Consider the following 20,624-nt stretch of genomic DNA (forward strand, 5'->3'; position numbering starts at 1 on the left):
ACAGCCGTGTCAGGGCGATGTCAGGGACGTGTCTGGGAGGTCCCCGAAAGTTGGGGACATGAACAGATCAGCGATTGCAGTCTCCGGGCTGCGCAAGGCTTATGGCGACAAGGTCGTGCTTGACGGCATCGATCTGGAGGTTCCGGCGGGAACGATCTTCTCGCTGCTCGGGCCGAACGGCGCGGGCAAGACGACCACCGTGAACCTGCTGACCACCCTGCTGAAGGCCGACGGCGGTATGGCGCGAGTCGCCGGCCACGACATCGACACCGAGGCCAAGGCGGTCCGGTCGGCGATCGGGGTCACCGGTCAGTTCGCGGCGGTGGACGAGCTGCTGACGGGCCAGGAGAACCTGCAACTGATGGTCGACCTGACCGGCGCGGACGCCGGGATCGTCACCGACCTGCTGCAGCGGTTCGACCTGGTGGAGTCCGCGACGAAGCCGGTGTCGACGTACTCCGGCGGTATGCGCCGCAAGCTCGACCTGGCGATGACGCTGGTCGGCAACCCGGAGATCATCTTCCTCGACGAGCCGACGACCGGGCTGGACCCGCGCAGCCGGCGGACGATGTGGACGATCATCCGCGGCCTGGTCGCCGACGGCGTGACCATCTTCCTCACCACCCAGTACCTCGACGAGGCCGACCAGCTGGCCGACCGGATCGCCGTACTCGACCAGGGCCGTTTGGTTGCCGAAGGCACCCCCGACGAGCTCAAGCGGCAACTACCCGGTACGCACGTCCGCCTCCGGTTCACCAGCACCGACGAGCTCGCCGCGGCCGCCCGGATCTTCCCCGAGGCCACCCGCGACGACGAAGCCCTGGCCCTGCGGGTCCCCAGCGACGGCGGTACGAAGTCGCTGCGAGCGGTCCTCGACCGGCTCGACGAGTACTCGCTCAGCGCCGAAGAGTTCTCCGTCCACACCCCTGATCTTGATGACGTCTTCCTCGCCCTGACGGGCCACAACACGGAGGTAGTAGCAAAATGAGCGCCAAGTCCCCCTCGATGGTGATGCTGCGTCGCAACTTCAAGCACATCACCCGGAACCCGACCTCGGTGTTCAACGCGGTCCTGATGCCGGTCGTGGTCATGCTGATGTTCGTCTACATGCTCGGAGACGCCTTCAACGTCGGCGTCGACTACGTCGATTACGCGACGCCGGGGCTGATGCTGCTGGCCGTCTGCTACGGCCTCGGGGCCACCGCGACCTCGGTGAACTCCGACATGACCAAGGGCATCATCAACCGGTTCAAGGTCATGGACGTGCCCCGCGGCGCGGTGCTGACCGGCCACGTCATTGCCAGTCTGCTGACCAACCTGGTCGCCATCGCGGCGATCGTCGGAGTCGGGTTCCTGCTCGGATTCAGCCCGTCGGCGAGCCTGCTCGACTGGCTCGGCGTCATCGGTCTCGTCGTACTGCTCGGTTTCGCGGCCGGCTGGTTCACCGTTGCCTTGGGCCTCTTCGCCAAGACTCCGGAGACCGCAGGGCTGGCCGCCGTACCGCTGGTCATGCTGCCGTTCTTCAGCAGCGCGATCGTCCCGGCGGACAAGATGGGTGCCGGACTCAAGCAGTTCGCGGAGTACCAGCCGTTCACCCCGATCATCGAGACCCTGCGCGGTCTGCTGAACGGCGCACCGGCCAGCAGCGACGTCATCCCCGCCCTCGCCTGGTGCGTCGGGATCGCCCTGGTCGGCTACCTCTGGGCCCGTTCCACCTTCGCCAAGCGCGCCTGAAACCCCAGACCGCCAAGGAGAAAGTGATCATGCCTGCTTTCACCACCCCCGGACCCATCGCCGCGACCGTCCAGGTCGGCGTGGCCCAGGTCTGGATCACCGCGAGCGACCGGACCGAGACCGTCGTACTGGTCGAACCCATCGACGCCAACAACGCGACCGACGTCAAGGCCGCCGAGAAGACCAAGGTCGTCTTTGCCGACGGCAAGTTGTCGGTCAAGACGAAGGCCGCCGGCAGGAAGAGCGGTTGGGTTGCCATCAGCATCGACCTCCCGGCCGGCTCCAGCCTGGCTGCGGACCTGGCCCACTCGACCATCGAGGTCGACGGCCCGGTCGGGCAGTGTGAGCTGCAGATGGGATCGGGGCGGGTCCAGCTCGACCGCATCGAGGCACTCGAGGCGAGCATCGCGTCCGGTGAGGTCGTGGTCGGCCACATCGCCGGGCGCGCCGACGTCGACGGAGCGGCGTTCGCACTGCGGATCGCCGAGGTCAACGGGCCGGTATCCCTGTCCAACTCGGGCGGGCAGGTCTGGATCGGCCACGCCGTGGCCGACATCGACCTCGGAAGTGCGGCCTGCGACTTCGACGTCGATCGCGCCGACGGCAACGTCAGCGTGCGAACCGCGAGCGGTGCGGTCCGGATCGGCCGGCTCACCAACGGTACGACGAAGTTGATGAACGGCTCGGGAAACATCGAGGTCGGCATCAGCCCGGGCGTCGCGGCTTCCATCGACGCGAACAGCGAGCGAGGCGCGGTGCACAACTTCGTCACCTCGTCGGGGGACGAGCCGGACGGCAAGGTCATGGTCCACGCCCGGACCCGGAACGGCGACATCATCGTCCAGCGCGCGGCGAACTGACCGGCTATGAGGCGAGCGTGGCCTCGACCAACTCCGACCAGTCCAGCTGCGTACCTTCCTGCGTCACCTCGGCGAATCGGTCCTCGCCGAGGTGACGTCGTACGTCGTGCTCGATCCTGACCGCGTCCGGGTTGGCGAGATCGGGCAGTCCGCGCACGCGAACGGCGGCCGCGAGCAGCCGCGCCGCCTGCTCGTACTCTTCGCGGCGCAACGCCAGATTCGCGATCCCGACGATGACCTGCGCGATCATCGGCGCATGTCCAGCCTCGGTCGCCGCCTGGACGGCGGTGACCCAATGCTCGCGAGCTTGAGCCAGATCGTCGGCGAAGTTGCCGAGCAGCGCCTGGACATTCGCGCGGACGTTGGCCTGTTCCGCTGCGTCGCCCAGAACGGTGGTCGCGATACCGAGCTGCCGGCGCACCTCCTCGGCGTCGCGATTCCAACCGGCGACCTCCGCCTTCGACAGCGCCAGTACGGCGAGTGCACCCGGCCACGGAACCCGCTCCGCGTACCGCTGGGCCTCGGCCATCGCGGCGGCACTGGCCTCGTGATCGCCGAGCAGCCAGTAGAGCTCCGCCTGCCGCGAGTGCAATCGGATGACGTCGTCGACCGCACCGAATTCGGTGACGACCGAGACGGCCTGGTCGAGGTAGTCGCACGCGGCAGCGAAATCGCCGCGAGTGGCAATCCGGTCAGCGATCTCGGCCAGGGCGAACGAGATTCCGAACCGCTCGCCGACGGCGCGGAACTCGGCGAGGGCCAGCCGGAGATTCTCGTCCGCGTCGTGCCCCTCGCGGCCGAGCATGACCGCCATCTTGCCGAGCTGCAGGCGAGCCATCGCGCGGACCCACGGATCCTCCTGGTCCAGCAGCGATTCCCACGCGGTCAGCACCTGATCCTGCGCTTCCAGCAGCTTCACGAGCGGGGCCATCAGCGCCAGCACCGGATGCGGGTTTTCGCTGAGCTGGCCGAAGCGGTAGGCCTTGTGGATCCACTCCGCTGCCTGGTGCTCGTCGCCCGGTCCGGAGTTCAGGAACTGCACGACGAAGGCGTAGACCATGGCGCGGATCTCGTCGGTCACCTCGCCGGGCGTTTGGGTGGCCGCCATCACCAGTTCGCTGCCCTCGGTTTTGTGCCCGGCGAGCCACCAGTACCAGCCTGCCGACGCGGCCAACCGCATCGCCCCCTGCGCCTCACCGGCCGCGATGGCAGCACGCATCGCGGCGCTGAGGTTGTCGTGTTCGGCGGCGAGTGCGGCCAGCCATTCCAGCTGCTCGGCGCGGCGAAGATGCGGCTCCGCGGTCTCGGCGAGTTCGGTGACGTAGGCGAGATGCGCGTGCCGGGCCTGCTCCGATTCACCCGCCTCTTCGAGTCGCTGAGCGGCGTACTCCTTGATGGTGCCGAGCATCCGGTACCGCGGCGCCTTGTCGGTGTCGGCGACCACCAGCGACTTCTCGGTCAGTGCGGTCAGTAGCTCGAGCACCTGCCAGGACTCGACCGTGTCGCCGGCGCAGACTCGCTCGGCCGCTTCCAGGCTCGCGCCACCGTAGAAGACGGACAGCCTGCGCAGGACCGTCCGTTCGGCGTCGCTCAGCAGTTCCCAGCTCCAGTCGATCACCGCGCGGAGCGTCCGCTGCCGGGGCAGCGCCGTACGGCTTCCACCCGTCAGCAGCCGGAACACGTCGTCGAGGCGGTCGGCGAGCTGATCGAGGGACATGGTGCGGAGCCTTGCCGCGGCCAGCTCGATCGCCAGCGGCATCCCGTCCAGCGCGCGGCAGACCCGCGCCATGGTCGCCAGCGTGGGCGCATCCACCGCGAAATCCGTGCGTACGGCGGCGGCCCGGTCGCGTAGCAGTTGCACGGCAGGGGAGGACTCGATCTCACTCAGATCAGCGTTGCCTGCGGGTAGAGCCAGCGGTACGACGTGCCATAACGCCTCACCGGTGATGCCGAGCGGCTCCCGGCTTGTCGCGAGGATGCGCAGCCGGCGGCACTCGCCGAGGACGCGATGGGCGAACTCTGCCGCCGATTCGATCACGTGCTCGCAGTTGTCCAGGACCAGCAGCGCCTCGCGTTCGCGCAATGCGGTGATGACCCGGTCCGTCGGCTCCGCCTCGGAGGCCTCGCCCAGCAGGCCGTCCCGGAGGCTGAGTGCGGCGAGGGTCGCCTGTGCAACGTCGCCGTCCACGCCGATCGGCGCTAGCTCGACCAGCCAGACGCCGTCCGGGAGATCGCCGACGAGCGTACGCGCGGTCTCCGCGGCGAGCCTGGTCTTTCCGGCGCCGCCCGGGCCGACCAGGGTGGTCAGCCGGTGTCCGGTGACGAGTTCGCGGACCGTGGTGACGTCGGCGTCCTTGCCGATGAAGCTGGTCAGCTCGGCCCGGAGGTTGTTCGTCCGGGTCTCCTCGCGTCGTCCGAACTCGCCTCGCAGCAGTGCCACGTGGACGGCGGACAGCTCGGGGGACGGGTCGACTCCTAGCTCGTCGGCGAGTGCCTCTCTCGTGCGCTCGTACAAGAGCAGTGCATCGGCGTTGCGGCCGGCCGCGGCGAGAGCACGCATCAGCGCGGCGACGAGCCGCTCCCGGACCGGGTTTGCGGCCACGACGTCGGTCAGTTCCGTAACCAGTTCCGCGCCGTTACCGAGAGCGATCTCCGCATCGAACCGGTCCTCCAGGGCGGTCAGGCGCAGGCCTTCGAGCCGGGTGACGGCTGCGTCGTACGCCGCACTGTCCTGCAGGCCGACGTCCTGCAGAGCGGCGCCGCGCCACAGGCCCAGCGCCTCCCGGAGCAGCCGCGGGTCCTCGTTGGCGCGGGCCCGGTTGAGGAGGCGTTCGAACCGGATGGCGTCGACGGCGTCGGGGTCCACGATCAGGCGGTAGCCGTCGGTCTGGCCTTCCACCGACGCGCCTTCCGGCAGGACCTTCCGGAGCCGGGAGGCGAGGCGCTGTAGGGCGTTCGCCGCCTCGGCCGGTGGATTCTCGCCCCAGATCCAGTCGATCAGCGTCGCCTTCGGGACGATCTGGCCCGGGCTGAGCGCCAGCGCGATCAGCAGGCCACGCAACCGGGCGCCCGGTACGTCGGCGACGACGCCGGCGTCCGAACGAACCTCGAATGACCCAAGAATCCCGATCTGCACGCGCCGATCTTGCCATGTGCGCCTGGGCTACCGGCGCGCTGGAGTGGGGTCAGGCGTCGGACCTGGCCTCGATCGCGTCGAGGTCGCGGACGGCGAAGCGGTGGTGTTCCCACGCTTCGTCGAGGAGGACGTGCAGGCAGGAGCGCACGGTCTCGGGGCGCGCGGGGGAGTGCGGATTCTTGCGAGCCGCATCCAGCTCCTCCGGCGTGACCGAGGCGATGAAGTCGCGCACCAGTGCGAGCCGATCCGCCCGAACCTCGAGCACCTCGGCGTACGGCGGTATTGCCGAAGGGGCCGAGCCGGCCTCGTCGGCGGTGTACGCCTGACCGATCGGGTGGAACGGCCGGTCGAGCTCCAGGATCGCCCGCCCCATCCACATGTCCGTGCCGTGCACCAGGTGCCGCAATGTCTGCGCGAACGACCATTCGCCGTCCACCGACACGTCGACCGACCCAGCGGGCATCGCGGCGGCACGCTCGAGGGTGCTCGCCCAGGTCGCCTCGACGGCAGCCCAGGCCGAGCGCAGTCCCTCCGGATCCTGTGCACGCCGCTGAGACCGCCCAGGAAACCGTCGATCGAGCTCAGCCTCGACGAACGCCGACACGTCGACCCCGTTGACCCGCAGATAGCTGTCCTTGTCCGAGATCCACGGCGCGTCGATGTCCATGTTCCGGGCGTCAATCCCGCGCATGACCACTTCGCTCAGATCGGACTCGAGAAACCGGGCCCCCCGCAGATTGACGTCGACGAACCGAGCTTCCTTCAGCTCGTCCGACCGCCCAAATGTCGCCATAACCCCTCCTTGTCGAAGACGCGACGACACTATCCGCCCCCACGGACAATCACCGCGACGCCCAGAAAAGCCACGGCCCGGTACAGCGTTCGAACCCCGCGGACTCATAGAACCGCGCAGCATCCTCATCAATCGCAGAAACAAAGACGACCCCAGCCCCCAGCCCACCAAGCCACCTCCGGCACTGATCCAGCAAGCTTGTGCCGATCCCCAGGCCACGGCTAGTCGCGTCCACGACGAGCTCTTCGATCGTCCCGTAGGGCTCCCTGCCGTAATCGGTGAAGGTCGCGACCGCCATTCCGACGACTGCTCCGTCGTTGGTGGCAATGAAGGTCTCAGCCTGCTGTCGTACGGCGGGCAGCGTCACGGAGTCGGCGCCGTCCGGGTGCAGTGCGGCGAGGACACGTTGGATTCCAGCACGGTCTGTTGTGGTTGCTGGGCGGATGGCGAGGTGGGTGGGCACTTGTTACCTCCTGGGGGCGGGGCTCGTCATGGGTGGTGACGAGACTAGGAGGAGATCATGGATCTGGCGTTGTGGATTGTTGCCGGGTTGCTCGCGCTGGTGTTTTTGGTGGCGGGAGGCAACAAACTGTTCATTTCCCGGGCGACGTTGGCCAAGGCGCCGGGCGGGGGCTGGGTGATGGACTTCAGCCCGGGCTTCGTGAAGGGGCTCGGAGCCCTCGAGATCCTGGCCGCGATCGGGTTGATTCTGCCCGCAGCGCTGGACATCGCGCCGATCCTGGTCCCGATCGCCGCGGTCGGGCTGGCGATCGTGATGATCGGCGCGGCGGTGGTGACGTCCCGCCGGCACGAGCCCAAGCACGCGCTGCTGAACCTGATCTACCTCGCACTGATCATTTTCGTGGTGATCGGCCGCTTCGGCCCGCAGTCGTTCTCCTAGCCGACAGCCTTCTGGATCAGCGCCGCGATCTGCTTCTCGCCGGCCGGGGTGAGTTCGGTGATGGCGTACGACGTGGGCCACATCGGGCCGTCGTCAAGGACGGCGACGTCGTTGAAGCCGAGAGTTGCGTAGCGGGTGTTGAACTTGTCCGCGCTCTGGAAGAAGCACAGCACCTTGCCGTCCTTCGCGTACGCCGGTTGCCCGTACCAGGTCCGCGGGGCCAGCTCGGGCGCGTTCTCCTTGACGATCGCATGGATGCGCTCGGCAATGACACGGTCGACGTCCGACATCTCGGCGATCTTCGCCAGCACCTCGGCCTCCCCGTCCGCCTTTCCCTTGGCTGCCTTGAGCTCCTTGGCCCGCTCCTTCATCGCATCGCGTTCCTCGCTGGTGAAGCCGTCGTACGACTTGGCCTTGGAGGATGTGGTCTTCCGGGTCGCCGCCATCAGAGTGCCTTTCGGTGTGGTCTGCCTGAACACTTCTCAGGCTAGAGACCACCCCGCACCGACGCTTCTCGAAAACTGATCGATTCCGCGACGACCTAGTGGGACTGCAGCGTCGGGTCGTTCTTCGCCAACGATCCGGCGATGCCTTCGACGAGATTCTTGGAGCGGGATCCCAGGCCGCGGGAATGGTCGCGATCGAGGACGACCTCGCGGTGTTCGCCCCGGTCGTAGACCCGCACCTCGCAGGAGGCGCCGCCGCGCTGGTTGCTCGGTGTGAAGGTCACCCGCGCACTCCAGACCGGCTTCTCGCCGTCGGCGGCAGGCAGTGATTCCCAGGTGACCATGGCTCTGCCCATCAGGAAGATCCGTGGAATGCGCGCCGGCGCGCCCTGCCGGGCGCAGGTCATGATCGAGTCCACATCGAGTCGCGTGCTGCCCGACCAGGCGCTCATCGAAGCTTGGCCATATTCATGGTGTGTTCCCTCCCTGGCCGACACATCGCGCTCCGTCGCATGGACGTTACATATCCTCACCAGATCACCTCGACTGGAGATCTAGATGGCGACCTACCCGGACCTCCCCGCCGAACTCGAGACCGAGCGCCTGCGGCTGCGGCGCTGGCGTCCGTCGGATGCGGAGGAGTACCGCGGGCTCTGGACCGAGCGAGATCCGCGCGCACTACGCCGGATCGATGCCGACGGGCATCCGACGGTCGACGAGATCCGTGGCTGGCTGGTCGGCAATCCACTCAGCGCCGAGCCGGGGTTGGGGCTGCTCCCGATCGAGCGGCGGGACAACGGCGAGTTCATCGGGTACTGCGGCCTGATCGTCGGCCAGGCGTCCTTCGACGAACCGGAGATCGCGTACGAGTTGGCCCAGCGCGCCCACGGCCATGGGTATGCGACCGAGGCCGCCCGGGCGGTCGTCCAGGCGGCGACCCAAACGGGTAGGCAACGACTTTGGGCAACGGTACGTGAGTGGAACACAGCCTCGTTCCGCGTACTGGAGAAGCTCGGGTTCTACCGCAGCGGTCGCGTCACCACGGATCCCGAACGTGGCGACTCGATCTGGATGACGCGCGAGCTCGAGTAGAGGTGTACGAGACTAGGGGCGTGAATCGACAGGATGATCTGGTCGCCGAGGGTGAGCCGGAGCGGGAGTTCAACCCGGGGATCGCGGCCCGCTTCCCGCGCAAGACCGTGGCCGGGGGCGCCCTGATCCACGACCGGTCCGGCCGCATCCTGTTCCTCGAACCCACCTACAAGCCGACCCTCGACATCCCGGGCGGCATCGCCGAGCACGACGAATCGCCGTACGACGCCTGCCGCCGTGAGGTCCGGGAAGAGATCGGCCTCGACCGCGAGATCGGCAACCTCCTCGTCGTCGACTGGGTCCCGGCCCACGGCCCGTGGACCGATTCCCTCGCCTTCGTCTTCGACGGCGGCACCCTCGACGACGAACTCCTGACGCCCGACCCGACCGAGGTCCGGGCGATCCATTTCCTTACCCTCGCCGAGGCCACACCCCGCCTCCGCCCGTCCATGGCGCGCCGCCTGACTCTGGCCGAGAACGCTCTGGCGCAAGGCTTCCCGACGTACGCCGACTTCGGCCGAGGCCGCTGACCGGCCTAACCGGTGGGGACGTTCTGCAAGATAGTAGCCATGTACTTAGTAGCCATGTACTGTATTTGTCATGAGTGAGGTCAAGGGCGCGACGCCGGGGCATCTGGTGTGGCGGTTGTCGATGAAGTGGCGGGTGGCGGTGGATCGGGCGCTGGCGCCGGTGGGTCTGACGCACGCGCAGTACGTGATGCTCGCTTCGCTGTACGGCATCGAGCGCGCCGGTCACGTGCCGAGTCAGCGAGAGCTGGCCGACCACACCGGGCTCGAGGCGCTGTATGTGTCCAAGCTCGCTCGCAGTCTTGATGCCGACGGTCTGATCCAGCGCACCCGCGACACCGTCGACACCCGCACCATGCGCCTCGAGCTCACCGACCGCGGGCGCGCGACGATCGAGCCCGCCATCGCAACGGTCGCCGGCCTCCTGGACACGATGCTGGCACCACTCGGCGGTCGCCGCGGTGCGCGCACGCAGGACTTCGTCCGCGACCTCACTGAGCTTCTCAACACTCCACTCTGAAGGATCCGCCATGCCCGAGATCGAAGTACACGACTCGACCATCCACTACGAGGAGACCGGCAGCGGTACGCCGATCGTCTTCCTGCACGGCAATCCGGCGTCGTCGTACGTCTGGCGAAACGTCCTGCCGTACGTCGGCACCGGCCGACTGCTGACCCCGGACCTGATCGGGATGGGGCGCTCCGGCAAACCCGGTATCGCCTACACGTTCGCCGATCACGCGCGGTACCTCGACGCGTGGTTCGACGCGCTCGAGCTCGATCAGGTCGTCCTGGTCGGTCACGACTGGGGCGGTGCGCTCGCGTTCGACTGGGCGTCCCGCCATCCCGATCGTGTCATCGGCATCGCGTTCTTCGAGAGCATCGTGAAGCCGATCGGCTGGGACGAAGTGTCGCCGCAGGCGCGTGCGCGCTTCGAGTTGATCCGAACCGAAGGTCCTGGCGAGGACTTTGTGCTCGAGCAGAACCTCTTCCTCCGCCAGGCCTTCACCGGCGGCGTGCTCACGCCCGTCAGTGCTGACGACCTGAACGCCTACCTGGAGCCGTTCCCGACCCCCGAGTCGCGCCGGCCGATCCTCGCCTGGGCGCGGCAGTTGCCTTTCGGCGGTGAGCCGGCCGAGCTTGTTGCCCGCATCAACCAGTACGACGAGTGGCTGGCCGGCAGCACCGCCGTACCCAAGCTGCTGATCACCTTCGAGGGCTCGCCCACCTTGCTGATCGGCAAGGAAGTGGCCGAGTGGTGCGGGGCCAACCTCGCCGCGCTCGAGATCGTCCACGGCGGGGAAGCGGGCCACCACGCCGCCGAGGATCGCCCGAAGGAGATCGGCAGCGAGATCTCCGCCTGGCTCGACCGGCACACACTGCGCTGACCCGCGGCCCCGCGGAGTGGTGGCTCCACGGGTCCTCGGATGTACTGGTCAGGCGGGTGCCAGCACGGTGGGGCGGTAGAGGGTCTGACCCGACGTCTCGTCGACGACGGCGACCCGGACGGACTCCGGAGTGGTGTCTTGATGCGGTACGGCGAAGACGGCGGTCGCCGGGCGGCCGTCGTACCTGGCGGTGTAGCTGACGAACCGCCAGTCCTCGTCGTCCCAGTAGTCGCGGATATCGGATCGCAGCAGCCCGTTGACCGCGCGGTACGCCGGGCTGAGCAACAGCCGTCGTTGCGTGGCCGCGAGGGGCGTCTGGTCGCTCGCCGTACCCGCGAGTGGATGGCTGAGCCGGATGCGCAGGCGACGCAGCGGCAGCAGCCAGTACCGATCCAGCTCGGCGGACAACGCTACGAACACGGCGGCTTCGGCAACTAGTAACAGCATGCCCGGGCCGGCCGACCACCATCCCACATCGGCTGAGATCGCCACTGCTGCAGTTGCCAGCAGCAACAAGGCTCGTCCGATCGCCCGCTGTCCAACGGGTTTCTCGGACTTGCCGAGGCACCCACACGATGCCTCCGGTACGACGATCTTGGCGTAGACCAGGTATCCGGTGAAGCCGATGGCCAAGGCAACGGCCGCCACCGCCTCGACCGTCCGGACCGGGGGCAGTAGGAGGGTCAAGGCAACGATCGCCTCGATCGCGCCGACAATCCGGTACGCCGCGGTCGCCCGTGATTCGCCGACCAACCGCGGCAACGCCGTACGTTCCGCCTGCTCCGGGTTGGCGAACTTGCCGTACGACGACCAGAGCAGAACGACTCCGATGAGCAGCGGCTGGGCCGCCGCCACTTGGTGGGCGTCCATGTCAGTTCGACGCGTAGACGGTCGCGAGGTCGATCTCGTTCGTCCCCGGCCGCCAGGCGCCGATCACCTGGGCGTGCCGGCCGACCTTGAGCATCGACAGGTCCGACACCGCGGGCGTCCCGTTGTAGACAGCCGCGGTGAATCCGGGCTGCACGAACCCGACGACCTTCTGGCCGTGGTGGTCGAGTTGCAACACCGAGCGCCCGATCGAGGTGATGCTCACGGTCAGGTTGACGATGTTGACCCAGACCGACTCGGCCGCGAGTACGCCGTCCGGCATCTTCACGCCGCGGGCGTACAGGCCGTCGCCGATCCGGGCCTGGTCGATCGTGGTCGGCCGGAGCTTCCAGACACTGGTCACGCCGGTGAGCTGGATCCGGTGCAGCCGGCCGTCAGATCCCTGCACCTGCAGGAGATCCTGGTTCCGGCCGGTGATCAGGCCTTCGGCGAAGTTCGGGTCCGGTTGGCCGGGCTCCGGGTACTGCGCGGCCGCGGCGAACGCGGTCTCCGGAGCGAGTGAGCCCATCGCCGTGGCGGCGACCAGGCCCGTTGCGCCGAGCGCGGCGCGGGTGAGCAGAGAACGGCGGTCCATCGTGGAAGTCATCTCAGCTCACCTCTCAGCCGACGTCGATCGAAGCGGGGATCAGACCGGCATTCAGGCTCGTGATCGCGGAGAACGCGGCCGGAGTGAGGTCGAGGATCCGGTTGGAGGCGCACGACCCACCGCAGCAGGCGCGTTCGCCACAGAACAGGTCGGTCTGCGGACCACAGTCCGCGATCGACGTGACCACCCGTTTTCCGGTGCACAGGTGCGTCGTGGAATGCCGGAAACCACAGGTGCGCCGCGACATTGCGGTCACCCCACAGGTGTCCGGGTGAGTGATGGCGTAGCACGAGTCCGACGTATTCGGCCACGCATGCTGGAAGTTCGCCGAGTTGCACGTTCCGCAGGCGCCGTGCCCGGCACTCCCGCAGGGTCCCCATGCGTTGCCGCAACAGAACCATGAGACTTCGCCGTTGACTCCGGCCATGACAATTTCCTCCTAGGTCTAGGGGCGGTAAGACCTACAGATCTCCTGTTGTACTCCGATCCGGCGGAAACTCCCACCCCTCACCAAGAAACGGAAACTTTCTGCCTAATCCTGGCCGCTCGACCTCCCCGCACGTTGGGGATCCGCTAGCATTGCAGGCAGTATTCGGTATACGATCCAATTGAGCACGCCGATTGTGACCTGGTGCACGGTGGGTTTCATCGCATCTGGATATAATTGGGTGTTTGTGGAGGGGAGTATTCCTCTTCGGGCCGCTACCGTGGCCTGATTACGGCAGTGTCGTCATCACGGGAGGCCCCGGCGGCCGAACCGGTGCTGCTGGCCCGATCTCGGGTGGGAGAGACCTCCGGACCGAGCTTGCTGTACGCCGTCGTCCGGAGGATTTGTCATGGTCTCAGTCATGCCCCCTGTCGTGTGGGTGCTCACGATCGTCGGGCTCCTCGCGATCGTCGCGTTCGACCTGATCGTGATCGCGCGGCGCAATCACTCCGTGACGATCAAGGATGCGACCCGCTGGGTGCTGTTCTACGTCGCGCTCGCGGGCCTGTTCGCGATCGGGCTGTTCGTGTTCAGTCCGGGGCAGACCGGTGGTGAGTTCGTCGCGGGCTACATCACCGAGTACAGCCTGAGCGTCGACAACCTGTTCGTGTTCGTGATCATCATGGCGCGCTTCGCCGTACCGACTCTGGCGCAGGACAAGGTGCTCTACATCGGCATCGTGGTGTCGATGTTGCTGCGGGCGATCTTCATCCTGGCCGGCGCCGCGGCGATCTCGGCGGCCAGCTGGGTGTTCTACATCTTCGGCGCGTTCCTGGTGTACACGGCGGTCCGGCTGGCGCTCGAGGGTGAGAACGACGAGGCCGACTTCCAGGAGAACGTCGTACTGCGCGGTCTTCGCCGGATCCTCCCGTTGTCGCACGACTACGACGGCTCCAAGCTGACCACCCGGATCGACGGGCGGCGGATGGTGACGCCGCTGGTGATCGTGATCTCCGCGATCGGGATGGCGAACGTGATCTTCGCGCTCGACTCGATCCCGGCGATCTTCGGCCTCACCCAGGACGCGTACATCGTGCTGACCGCGAACGCGTTCGCACTGATGGGCCTGCGCCAGTTGTACTTCCTGATCGGCGGCCTGCTCGAGCGCGTCATCTACCTGAACGTCGGCCTGTCGGTGATCCTCGCCTTCATCGGTGTGAAGCTGATCATCGAGGCGCTGCACGGTTCGCACATCGACGACATCGGCGCGATCCATCTGCCGCACATCGGCATCCTGACCTCGCTCGGCTTCATCATCGGCACGCTGTTCGTGACGACGGTCGCCAGCCTGATCAAGTCGTCGTACGACCGTCGCCAGGTCGAGGTCAAGGTCGAGGACTGACCGGGTCGGGCTCCTTCTCCTTGGCGGGAGCGGGGCGAAGCCGGAGGTAGAGCAGCGGGATCGGCACCAGCAGCAGGCCGGAGCTCAGCAGAGCGGTCCGGAGCGAAGAGCGGCCGACGGCGCCGAGCGGGGGACCGCCGACGACCTGACCGATCGCGTTGGCCTGCGACACCATCGAGATGACGGTCGCGCGGGACCGCGAGTCGACATTCCGGTTCAGCCAGGCGGACTCGATCGGCCACGCGAGCGTGCCGACGATCGCGTTGATCCACATCGCGGCCAGCGCCAGCCAAAGGTGATCCAGCAGCGCGAACGCGATCACCGCGCCCACCTGCACCGCGGCCAGCACCGCGAGTACGCCGTTCGGATGGGTAGCGCTCACCCGTTCCGGCGAGAACCGGTTCAACGCGAGTGAGCTGACCAAGGACAGCAGCGTCCCGATCAGCGCCAGTACGGTGAACCAGAACGCGGGGTCCGACGTACCGAAAACGGTCGGGAAGTCGAAGTGCAGGATCTTCACCGACCACAACCGGTCGAACGCCTCGCTGGACAGGCCGGAGATCAGGCTGATCAGGACCAGCGTGCGTACGACGGGACGCCGCCGGGCGACCGCGAGTCCGTGCTTGAACGTGTCGGCCATCTGCTTGAACGTCTCGCGCTCCTCGCGGGGCGTCCGGTGGAAGTTCTCCTCACGCATGAAGAGCGCCAGTACGAGCGCGAGCAGGATCATCCCGATCCCCGACAGGGTCAGCGGCAGCGGAAGGCTGATCAGGCCGAGTGCGCCGGCGCAGACCGTGCCGGCGATCTTCGCGGCCAGGCTGAACTGCTGGCTGCGCACGAAGACCTTCGCGGCGCGGTCGGTGCCGACCTCGTCGGTGATCCAGGCCTGGTCGGCACCGGAGGTGAAGGTGTAGCCGAGTCCCCAGAGCACCTGGGCGGCCAGGATCGCCAGGAACGCGGGTACCAGTCCCTGGAGCAGGAAGCCGGCGCCGATCAGGGCGACGCCGATGATGATGGACAGCCGGCGACTGTACAGGTCCGCGACGAGGCCGGTCGGTATCTCGAAGACGAAACAGGCCAGCTCGAGGACGGTCCCGACCAGGACCATCTGGAGTGGATTCAGGCCGGCGTCGCGGACGTAGTACACCATGCTGAGCGTGAAGGTCAGCGTGGAGAAGAACGCCCAGGCGCCGTTGTAGGCGTAGTAGGTCCGGGCCGGATCGGCGGACCGGAAGGCAGGCAGCAAGGCCATTGCGGGTCTCTCCCGAAAGCGTGTGCGGGCATGACGAAGCGCGACCCGTGAGGTGGGTCAAACGCTTGACGTGACGCACTACGGGGGCCGGACGGATCAGGCCGCGGTGGTGCGCTTTCAGGAGCTACGTTGCATGGCGTCAGAGTAGGGGAAACCGCGGCGAGTCCGCCTCCGAATTAGCGACCACAACGGGTCATCAGGAGTACCATCGAAGAGCCTGGCCCGGCCGTTCCCCCGTGATGGTCGGGTCAGGTTTTCGCCGCATTGCGTAAGTAAATTCTTACGCGTAACGTCTGGCTTACGGATCCGGTGAAATCGGTCTGGGGGAGAGGTGTGGCGATCGAGGTCGGCGACGTTCTCGCCGCGTTGGCGGACGGGTCGCGGCGGCGCATCGTGGGGCGGCTGGCGCAGGGGCCGGCGACGACCGGGCAACTGGCCGAGCTGTTCCCGATCAGCCGACCGGCTGTGTCACAGCACCTGAAGATCCTGCAGACCGCCGACGTCGTCCGAACCACCCTGGTCGGCCGCCATCGCTGGCACGAACTCAACCCCGACGCCCTCCACGCCATCGCCGATTGGGCCGTTGACCTGGCCGCCCGTCACGAGAAGGCGCCCTCAACCAGTCGGACGCCTACCTGACAGCATGTCCGAATGCCTCATCCCCAGGTGACAGCAAAGCTCGGACTCGACGTGACTCGGCTCGAGCCCACGCGGGCTGGGGATGAGGAGTCGCTGGGTAACGGCAACTGGCACTTGTGGACCGGCGACGGCGAACACCACATCCTTCGGCGGTATCACGTGTTGCGGACCGAGGAAGATCTTGTGTTCGAGACCCGGGTGCTGGATCACCTGACCGATCGGGGCTGGTGTGTGCCGGCGCGCGTAGCCGGGCCGGTTTGGTACGACGATCGGTTGTGGGCGGTCACGCGGTTCGTGCCGGGCAAGCCGCATCGCGGCGAGACGCCGGAGCAGCGAGCCGAGCGAGGCGCCGTACTGGCGCGACTACACGAGGAGCTGCACGACCTGGAGCGGACCGGGCCGCTGAGCGAGGATGAGCTCGCCGCGATCGAGCCGCTACAGCTCGTGTTCCGGGTCCTGATGGTGATGGCCGCGCTCTGGAACGGGCAGCGGAACGGTCGATTCGACATGGCGGAGATCGACCACCAGCTTGGCCGGATCAGGTCTTGACACAGACCGGCCGGGCGGGTTGACTGCCATATAGTTCACAAAGGAAATAAATTGTGGTTCGGACCGGTGCCGTTGGCTCAGAGCGACCCCGGGCTGGATCTGTCGGTGCCCGGATCCGGTGGCTAGCCATCGGATCATTCGCCGTTCCCGGGGATCAGTTGCTCTAGGCAACGCGGGAAAACCCTTGTCTGCAAGGGATCTGAGCACATCGGTCACCGTCCGGTCTCGACCCGGGCGGAGAGTCTTCCGCTGCCGGAGGTTCTGTGTCATCCTCCGGGGTAGCGAAACCCGAGATCCTATCGGATATCGGTTCCACTCCAGCGCGTGAGGGAAAGGATGCGGAGTGAGCGCAACCTTCGAGGTCAAACCGGCGCCGCCGGCAGCGGCGTCCCGGGAGCAGGTGACACCCAGCCGGAAGCCGCCGAGAACAAGTCGCCGAACGGCGGCTCGCCGGAGCTTTCGCCGGCACTGGCAGCTCTACCTGCTGATCGTCGTACCGCTCGCGTACTTCGTCATCTTCAAGTACATCCCGATCAGCAACGCGGTGATCGCGTTCAAGAACTACAGCCCGATCAAGGGGCCGTGGGGCAGCGACTGGGTCGGCTTCAAGAACTTCGAACTGTTCTTCCAGAACCCGGTGTTCTGGACCCTGGTGAAGAACACGTTCTTCCTGGCCGCCTACACCGTGCTGGCCAGCTTCCCGATCCCGATCGTCCTGGCGATCGCGCTGAACGAGATCCGCAACGGCCGGTTCAAGAAGACCGTCCAGCTGGTCACGTACGCGCCGTACTTCATCTCCACGGTGGTCGTCGTCTCGATGACGATCCTGGTGCTGTCGCCGCGGCTCGGGTTCGTCAACGACGCGATCGGCCTGTTCGGGGTCCCGTCGGTCGACTTCCTCGGCCGGCCTGACTACTTCCGCCACATCTACGTCTGGTCCGATGTCTGGCAGACCACCGGGTACTCCGCGGTGATCTACCTGGCCGCGCTGTCCGGGATCGATCCGGCGCTGCACGAATCGGCCCGGATCGACGGCGCCAGCCGGCTGCAGCGGATCCGGCACGTCGACCTGCCCGGGATCATGCCGACCGCGGTGATCATCCTGGTCCTCGGCGTCGGCAACATCATGTCGATCGGGTTCGAGAAGGCCTTCCTGCTGCAGAACCCGCTGAACACCGCGCAGTCCGAGATCATCGCGACCTACGTCTACAAGACCGGCCTGCTGAACGCCGACTTCAGCATGGCGACCGCGATCGGGCTGTTCAACTCGGTGGTCAACCTCTTCCTGCTGCTGGCCGTGAACTTCGTCGCCAAGCGCATCACCGGGAACGGACTCTGGTCATGAGCGTTACTTTGCAAGGCTTCCGGCGTACGTCGACCAAGCGGTCGGAGCGCACCACGATCGAAGAGACGCGGACCGACAAGATCTTCCTGCTCGGCGTCAAGGTGATGCTCTGGCTCGCGCTGATCATCGTCGCGGTGCCGTTGATCTACATCGTCGCCAACTCGTTCAGCAGCGCGTCCGCGGTGAGCGCCGGCCGGGTCCTGCTCTGGCCGGTCGAGCCCAGTATCCGTGCGTACAAAGAGGCCTTCAGCGATCCGCTGATCATGAAGGGCTACCTGAACTCGTTCATCTACGCGATCGGCGGGACCCTGATCAGCGTCACGCTGACCATCGCGATCGCCTACCCGTTGTCGCGCCGGACGTTCTTCGGCCGCAACGTGATCATGAGCCTGCTGATCTTCACCATGCTGTTCTCCGGCGGCCTGATTCCGACGTACCTGGTGGTGCAGGACCTGGGCATGCTGAACACCCGGTGGGCGATGGTGATCCCGAGCGCGATCGGGGTCTGGCAGGTGATCATCGCGCGAACGTTCTTCCGGAGCACGATCCCGGACGAGCTGTACGAGGCGGCCACCATCGACGGAGCAAGTGACCTGAGGTTCCTCTGGTCGATCGTGCTGCCGCTGTCCAAGCCGGTGATCGCGGTCATCGCGCTGATGTACGCGATCTTCCAGTGGAACAGCTACTTCGACGCACTGGTCTACCTCAAGGACCCGGGCCTGTATCCGCTCCAGATCGTGCTGCGGAACGTGCTCATCCTGAACACGATGACGGGGTCGACCACGACCACCAGCTTGGCCCAGCAGCTCGAACAGCAACAGCTGGCCAACGTTCTCAAGTACGCGCTCATCGTCATCTCGAGCCTGCCCGTACTGATCATCTACCCGTTCGTCGCCCGCCACTTCACCAAGGGCGTGATGGTCGGCGCGGTCAAGGGCTAAGGGCCCAACTCACAGCGGTCATGGGCTAACGGGCCCACTTCAGAAGGGAACACAGCAATGCGCTCATCCGTGAGCAAGGTCGTCGCGCTGGCCGCGGCCGGTGTGCTCGCCCTGGCAGCATGCAGTTCGGACAAGGACAAGGGGGCGGCGAACGAGACCGGTGCCGACGGCAAGGTCATCATCGACACGTTCACCCCGTCCGACTCGAGCACCAACCTGGACACCAACCAGGTCACCAAGATCATGAGCGACAAGTTCAAGATCCAGTTCCGGTGGCAGACCACGACGTACGACGCCGGGCCGGCCAAGGAGAAGCGGCAGATCTCGCTGGCCAGTGGCGACTACCCGGATCTGTTCTTCCTGATCCCGTGGGTGGACGCGTTCACCCAGGCCGAGGTGCTGAAGCTCGGTCAGCAGGGTGTCGCCGTACCGCTCGAGGACCTGATCAAGGAGAACGCGCCGAACATCCAGAAGGTGCTCGACTCCAACAAGGAGTACAAGGAGATGTCGACCGCGCCGGACGGTCACATCTACGCGCTGCCGCAGTGGGCGGACTGCTACCACTGCACGTACCCCGACAAGCTGTGGATCAACAGCACCTGGCTGAAGAAGCTCAATCTGCAGGTGCCGAAGACGACCGAGGACCTGCGCAAGGTGCTGCAGGCGTTCAAGACCCAGGACCCGAACGGCAACGGCAAGGCCGACGAGATCCCGATGACCACCGACGTCCAGGACAGCAGCCTGATCGCGTACCTGATGAACGCGTTCGCCTACGACCCGGTCGGCGCCAACAACGGTCAGCGCTCGCTGCTGACGCTGAACGGCGACAAGGTCGTCACCCCGGTGAGCAGCCCGCAGTGGAAGGAAGGCCTGAAGTACATCGCCTCCCTCTACAAGGAAGGCCTGATCGACCAGGCCGCGTTCACCCAGAACGCGCAGGCACTGCAGGCCCAGGGCAACAACCCGAAGGCGGTCACGCTCGGCTCGGTGCCGGTCCTGTGGCCGGGCATCTTCGTCCAGCTCGACTCCAAGGACGGCCGGGACAAGCAGTACGACTCGGTGCCGCCGCTGACCGGTCCGGAGGGCAAGAGCTACACCGGGTACAACCACCCGACCTCCACCGGCTACACCTTCATGCTGACCAACAAGGCCAGCAAGGAAGCCCAGGTCGCCGCGGTCAAGATGCTCGACTACATCTTCAGCGACGAGGGCCAGATGATCTCCAACATGGGCCCGGAGGGCGTCGGCTGGAACAAGCCGAAGGCCGGCGAGATCGCTCTCGACGCGAACACCAAGCCGATGTACAACCCGGTGCAGAACGCCCCGAAGAACATCAGCTGGGGTGCGCTCGGTCAGTACAACAACACGCTTGCCTACCGCAACGCGCAGGTCGTTCCGAAGGACATCTACACCGGCGCCGGCCTGGAGCGGCGGTTGTTCGAGGCAACCAAGCAGTACGAGGGTCACGAGGACAAGGCCCAGTGGTTCCCGCAGACCTCGGTCTGGCCGGACCCCAGCCTGAGCGGTGAGACCGCGACCCTGCAGACCAACCTCAGCACCTACGTGAACCAGAACCAGTTGGCGTTCATCACCGGTTCGAAGAACATCGACACCGACTGGGACGCGTACGTGAAGGGCCTCGACAGCACCGGCATGCCGCGGTACCTGGAGATCAACCAGCAGGCCTACGACAAGTTCAAGTCCGGGAGCAAGTAACT

The 20,624-nt window shown here is 66.5% G+C and carries 23 protein-coding genes; 14 read left to right on the plus strand and 9 right to left on the minus strand.

The window, feature by feature from the left end; all coding sequences use genetic code 11:
* The first annotated feature begins 58 nt into the window (after positions 1-58).
* Genes AB0L70_RS36525 through AB0L70_RS36535 form a run of 3 tightly spaced genes read left to right on the plus strand, consistent with a single transcriptional unit; the run spans position 59 to position 2,594 of the window.
* Positions 59-988: an ATP-binding cassette domain-containing protein gene (locus AB0L70_RS36525; RefSeq protein ID WP_363691418.1), complete on the plus strand. Its 930-nt coding sequence runs from the start codon at positions 59-61 to the stop codon at positions 986-988.
* Entirely contained in the window at positions 985-1,734 is a 750-nt protein-coding gene (locus AB0L70_RS36530) for an ABC transporter permease (protein ID WP_363691419.1), read from the plus strand. Before AB0L70_RS36525 ends, AB0L70_RS36530 begins: the two co-directional genes overlap by 4 nt.
* 29 nt (positions 1,735-1,763) lie before the next feature.
* A complete protein-coding gene (locus AB0L70_RS36535; protein ID WP_363691420.1) occupies positions 1,764-2,594 on the plus strand; it encodes a DUF4097 family beta strand repeat-containing protein in 831 nt (276 codons plus the stop codon).
* Positions 2,595-2,598: 4 nt separating this feature from the next.
* Here AB0L70_RS36535 and AB0L70_RS36540 read toward each other — a convergent pair whose 3' ends face one another.
* From AB0L70_RS36540 to AB0L70_RS36550, 3 genes are read right to left on the minus strand one after another with little or no spacing between them, the layout of a single operon-like run.
* Complete coding sequence (locus AB0L70_RS36540; RefSeq protein WP_363691421.1) at positions 2,599-5,730, minus strand: BTAD domain-containing putative transcriptional regulator; 3,132 nt, start codon at positions 5,728-5,730, stop codon at positions 2,599-2,601.
* A 49-nt stretch (positions 5,731-5,779) separates the two neighbouring features.
* Positions 5,780-6,523, minus strand: coding sequence for a DinB family protein (locus AB0L70_RS36545; protein ID WP_363691422.1), 744 nt, complete (start codon positions 6,521-6,523; stop codon positions 5,780-5,782).
* 49 nt (positions 6,524-6,572) lie between these two features.
* The gene (locus tag AB0L70_RS36550; protein WP_363691423.1) at positions 6,573-6,986 is read right to left on the minus strand and encodes a GNAT family N-acetyltransferase; all 414 of its coding nucleotides are present in this window, start codon (positions 6,984-6,986) and stop codon (positions 6,573-6,575) included.
* 57 nt (positions 6,987-7,043) lie between these two features.
* Between AB0L70_RS36550 and AB0L70_RS36555 the strand changes: the two genes are divergently transcribed.
* Complete coding sequence (locus AB0L70_RS36555) at positions 7,044-7,424, plus strand: DoxX family protein (protein WP_363691424.1); 381 nt, start codon at positions 7,044-7,046, stop codon at positions 7,422-7,424.
* Here the strand turns inward: AB0L70_RS36555 and AB0L70_RS36560 are convergent.
* Both AB0L70_RS36560 and AB0L70_RS36565 read right to left on the minus strand, forming a co-directional pair.
* Complete coding sequence (locus AB0L70_RS36560) at positions 7,421-7,870, minus strand: DUF1801 domain-containing protein (protein ID WP_363691425.1); 450 nt, start codon at positions 7,868-7,870, stop codon at positions 7,421-7,423. The genes AB0L70_RS36555 and AB0L70_RS36560 overlap by 4 nt on opposite strands.
* A gap of 95 nt (positions 7,871-7,965) precedes the next feature.
* Positions 7,966-8,322, minus strand: coding sequence for a hypothetical protein (locus tag AB0L70_RS36565; protein WP_363691426.1), 357 nt, complete (start codon positions 8,320-8,322; stop codon positions 7,966-7,968).
* Between the two features lie 106 nt (positions 8,323-8,428).
* Between AB0L70_RS36565 and AB0L70_RS36570 the strand changes: the two genes are divergently transcribed.
* The 4 genes from AB0L70_RS36570 (at position 8,429) to AB0L70_RS36585 (ending at position 10,877) form a co-directional block, all read left to right on the plus strand.
* The gene (locus AB0L70_RS36570; protein ID WP_363691427.1) at positions 8,429-8,962 is read left to right on the plus strand and encodes a GNAT family N-acetyltransferase; all 534 of its coding nucleotides are present in this window, start codon (positions 8,429-8,431) and stop codon (positions 8,960-8,962) included.
* A gap of 20 nt (positions 8,963-8,982) precedes the next feature.
* Complete coding sequence (locus AB0L70_RS36575; RefSeq protein WP_363691428.1) at positions 8,983-9,492, plus strand: NUDIX hydrolase; 510 nt, start codon at positions 8,983-8,985, stop codon at positions 9,490-9,492.
* 70 nt (positions 9,493-9,562) lie between these two features.
* Positions 9,563-10,009, plus strand: coding sequence for a MarR family transcriptional regulator (locus AB0L70_RS36580; protein WP_363691429.1), 447 nt, complete (start codon positions 9,563-9,565; stop codon positions 10,007-10,009).
* A gap of 10 nt (positions 10,010-10,019) precedes the next feature.
* Entirely contained in the window at positions 10,020-10,877 is an 858-nt protein-coding gene (locus AB0L70_RS36585) for a haloalkane dehalogenase (protein WP_363691430.1), read from the plus strand.
* A 48-nt stretch (positions 10,878-10,925) separates the two neighbouring features.
* Here AB0L70_RS36585 and AB0L70_RS36590 read toward each other — a convergent pair whose 3' ends face one another.
* Genes AB0L70_RS36590 through AB0L70_RS36600 form a run of 3 tightly spaced genes read right to left on the minus strand, consistent with a single transcriptional unit; the run spans position 10,926 to position 12,598 of the window.
* Positions 10,926-11,747, minus strand: coding sequence for a MauE/DoxX family redox-associated membrane protein (locus AB0L70_RS36590; RefSeq protein WP_363691431.1), 822 nt, complete (start codon positions 11,745-11,747; stop codon positions 10,926-10,928).
* Position 11,748: 1 nt separating this feature from the next.
* Positions 11,749-12,351, minus strand: coding sequence for a cell wall protein (locus AB0L70_RS36595; protein ID WP_363691432.1), 603 nt, complete (start codon positions 12,349-12,351; stop codon positions 11,749-11,751).
* Positions 12,352-12,364: 13 nt separating this feature from the next.
* A complete protein-coding gene (locus AB0L70_RS36600; protein ID WP_363691433.1) occupies positions 12,365-12,598 on the minus strand; it encodes a hypothetical protein in 234 nt (77 codons plus the stop codon).
* A 601-nt stretch (positions 12,599-13,199) separates the two neighbouring features.
* Here AB0L70_RS36600 and AB0L70_RS36605 point away from each other — a divergent pair.
* Entirely contained in the window at positions 13,200-14,180 is a 981-nt protein-coding gene (locus tag AB0L70_RS36605; protein ID WP_363691434.1) for a TerC/Alx family metal homeostasis membrane protein, read from the plus strand.
* Here AB0L70_RS36605 and AB0L70_RS36610 read toward each other — a convergent pair.
* Positions 14,164-15,432 (minus strand): MFS transporter, encoded by a 1,269-nt coding sequence (locus AB0L70_RS36610; protein ID WP_363691435.1) that lies wholly within the window; start codon positions 15,430-15,432, stop codon positions 14,164-14,166. The two genes, AB0L70_RS36605 and AB0L70_RS36610, sit on opposite strands and share 17 nt — an antisense overlap.
* Before the next feature lie 333 nt (positions 15,433-15,765).
* On the opposite strand from AB0L70_RS36610, the gene AB0L70_RS36615 reads away from it, so the two are divergent.
* From AB0L70_RS36615 to AB0L70_RS36635, 5 genes are all read left to right on the plus strand, one after another.
* The gene (locus AB0L70_RS36615; protein WP_363691436.1) at positions 15,766-16,071 is read left to right on the plus strand and encodes a metalloregulator ArsR/SmtB family transcription factor; all 306 of its coding nucleotides are present in this window, start codon (positions 15,766-15,768) and stop codon (positions 16,069-16,071) included.
* 12 nt (positions 16,072-16,083) lie between these two features.
* Positions 16,084-16,620 carry a phosphotransferase gene (locus tag AB0L70_RS36620; RefSeq protein WP_363691437.1) on the plus strand — a complete coding sequence of 179 codons (537 nt, stop codon included), beginning with the start codon at positions 16,084-16,086 and terminating at the stop codon, positions 16,618-16,620.
* A gap of 343 nt (positions 16,621-16,963) precedes the next feature.
* On the plus strand, positions 16,964-17,965 hold the full coding sequence (locus AB0L70_RS36625; protein ID WP_363691438.1) for an ABC transporter permease subunit: 1,002 nt from the start codon (positions 16,964-16,966) through the stop codon (positions 17,963-17,965).
* Positions 17,962-18,906, plus strand: coding sequence for a carbohydrate ABC transporter permease (locus AB0L70_RS36630; protein ID WP_363691439.1), 945 nt, complete (start codon positions 17,962-17,964; stop codon positions 18,904-18,906). The genes AB0L70_RS36625 and AB0L70_RS36630 overlap by 4 nt, the downstream gene beginning before the upstream one ends.
* A 57-nt stretch (positions 18,907-18,963) precedes the next feature.
* On the plus strand, positions 18,964-20,622 hold the full coding sequence (locus tag AB0L70_RS36635; protein WP_363691440.1) for an ABC transporter substrate-binding protein: 1,659 nt from the start codon (positions 18,964-18,966) through the stop codon (positions 20,620-20,622).
* Positions 20,623-20,624: the final 2 nt, after the last annotated feature.

This window comes from Kribbella sp. NPDC051952 (assembly GCF_040680855.1).
Taxonomy (GTDB): Bacteria; Actinomycetota; Actinomycetes; order Propionibacteriales; family Kribbellaceae; genus Kribbella.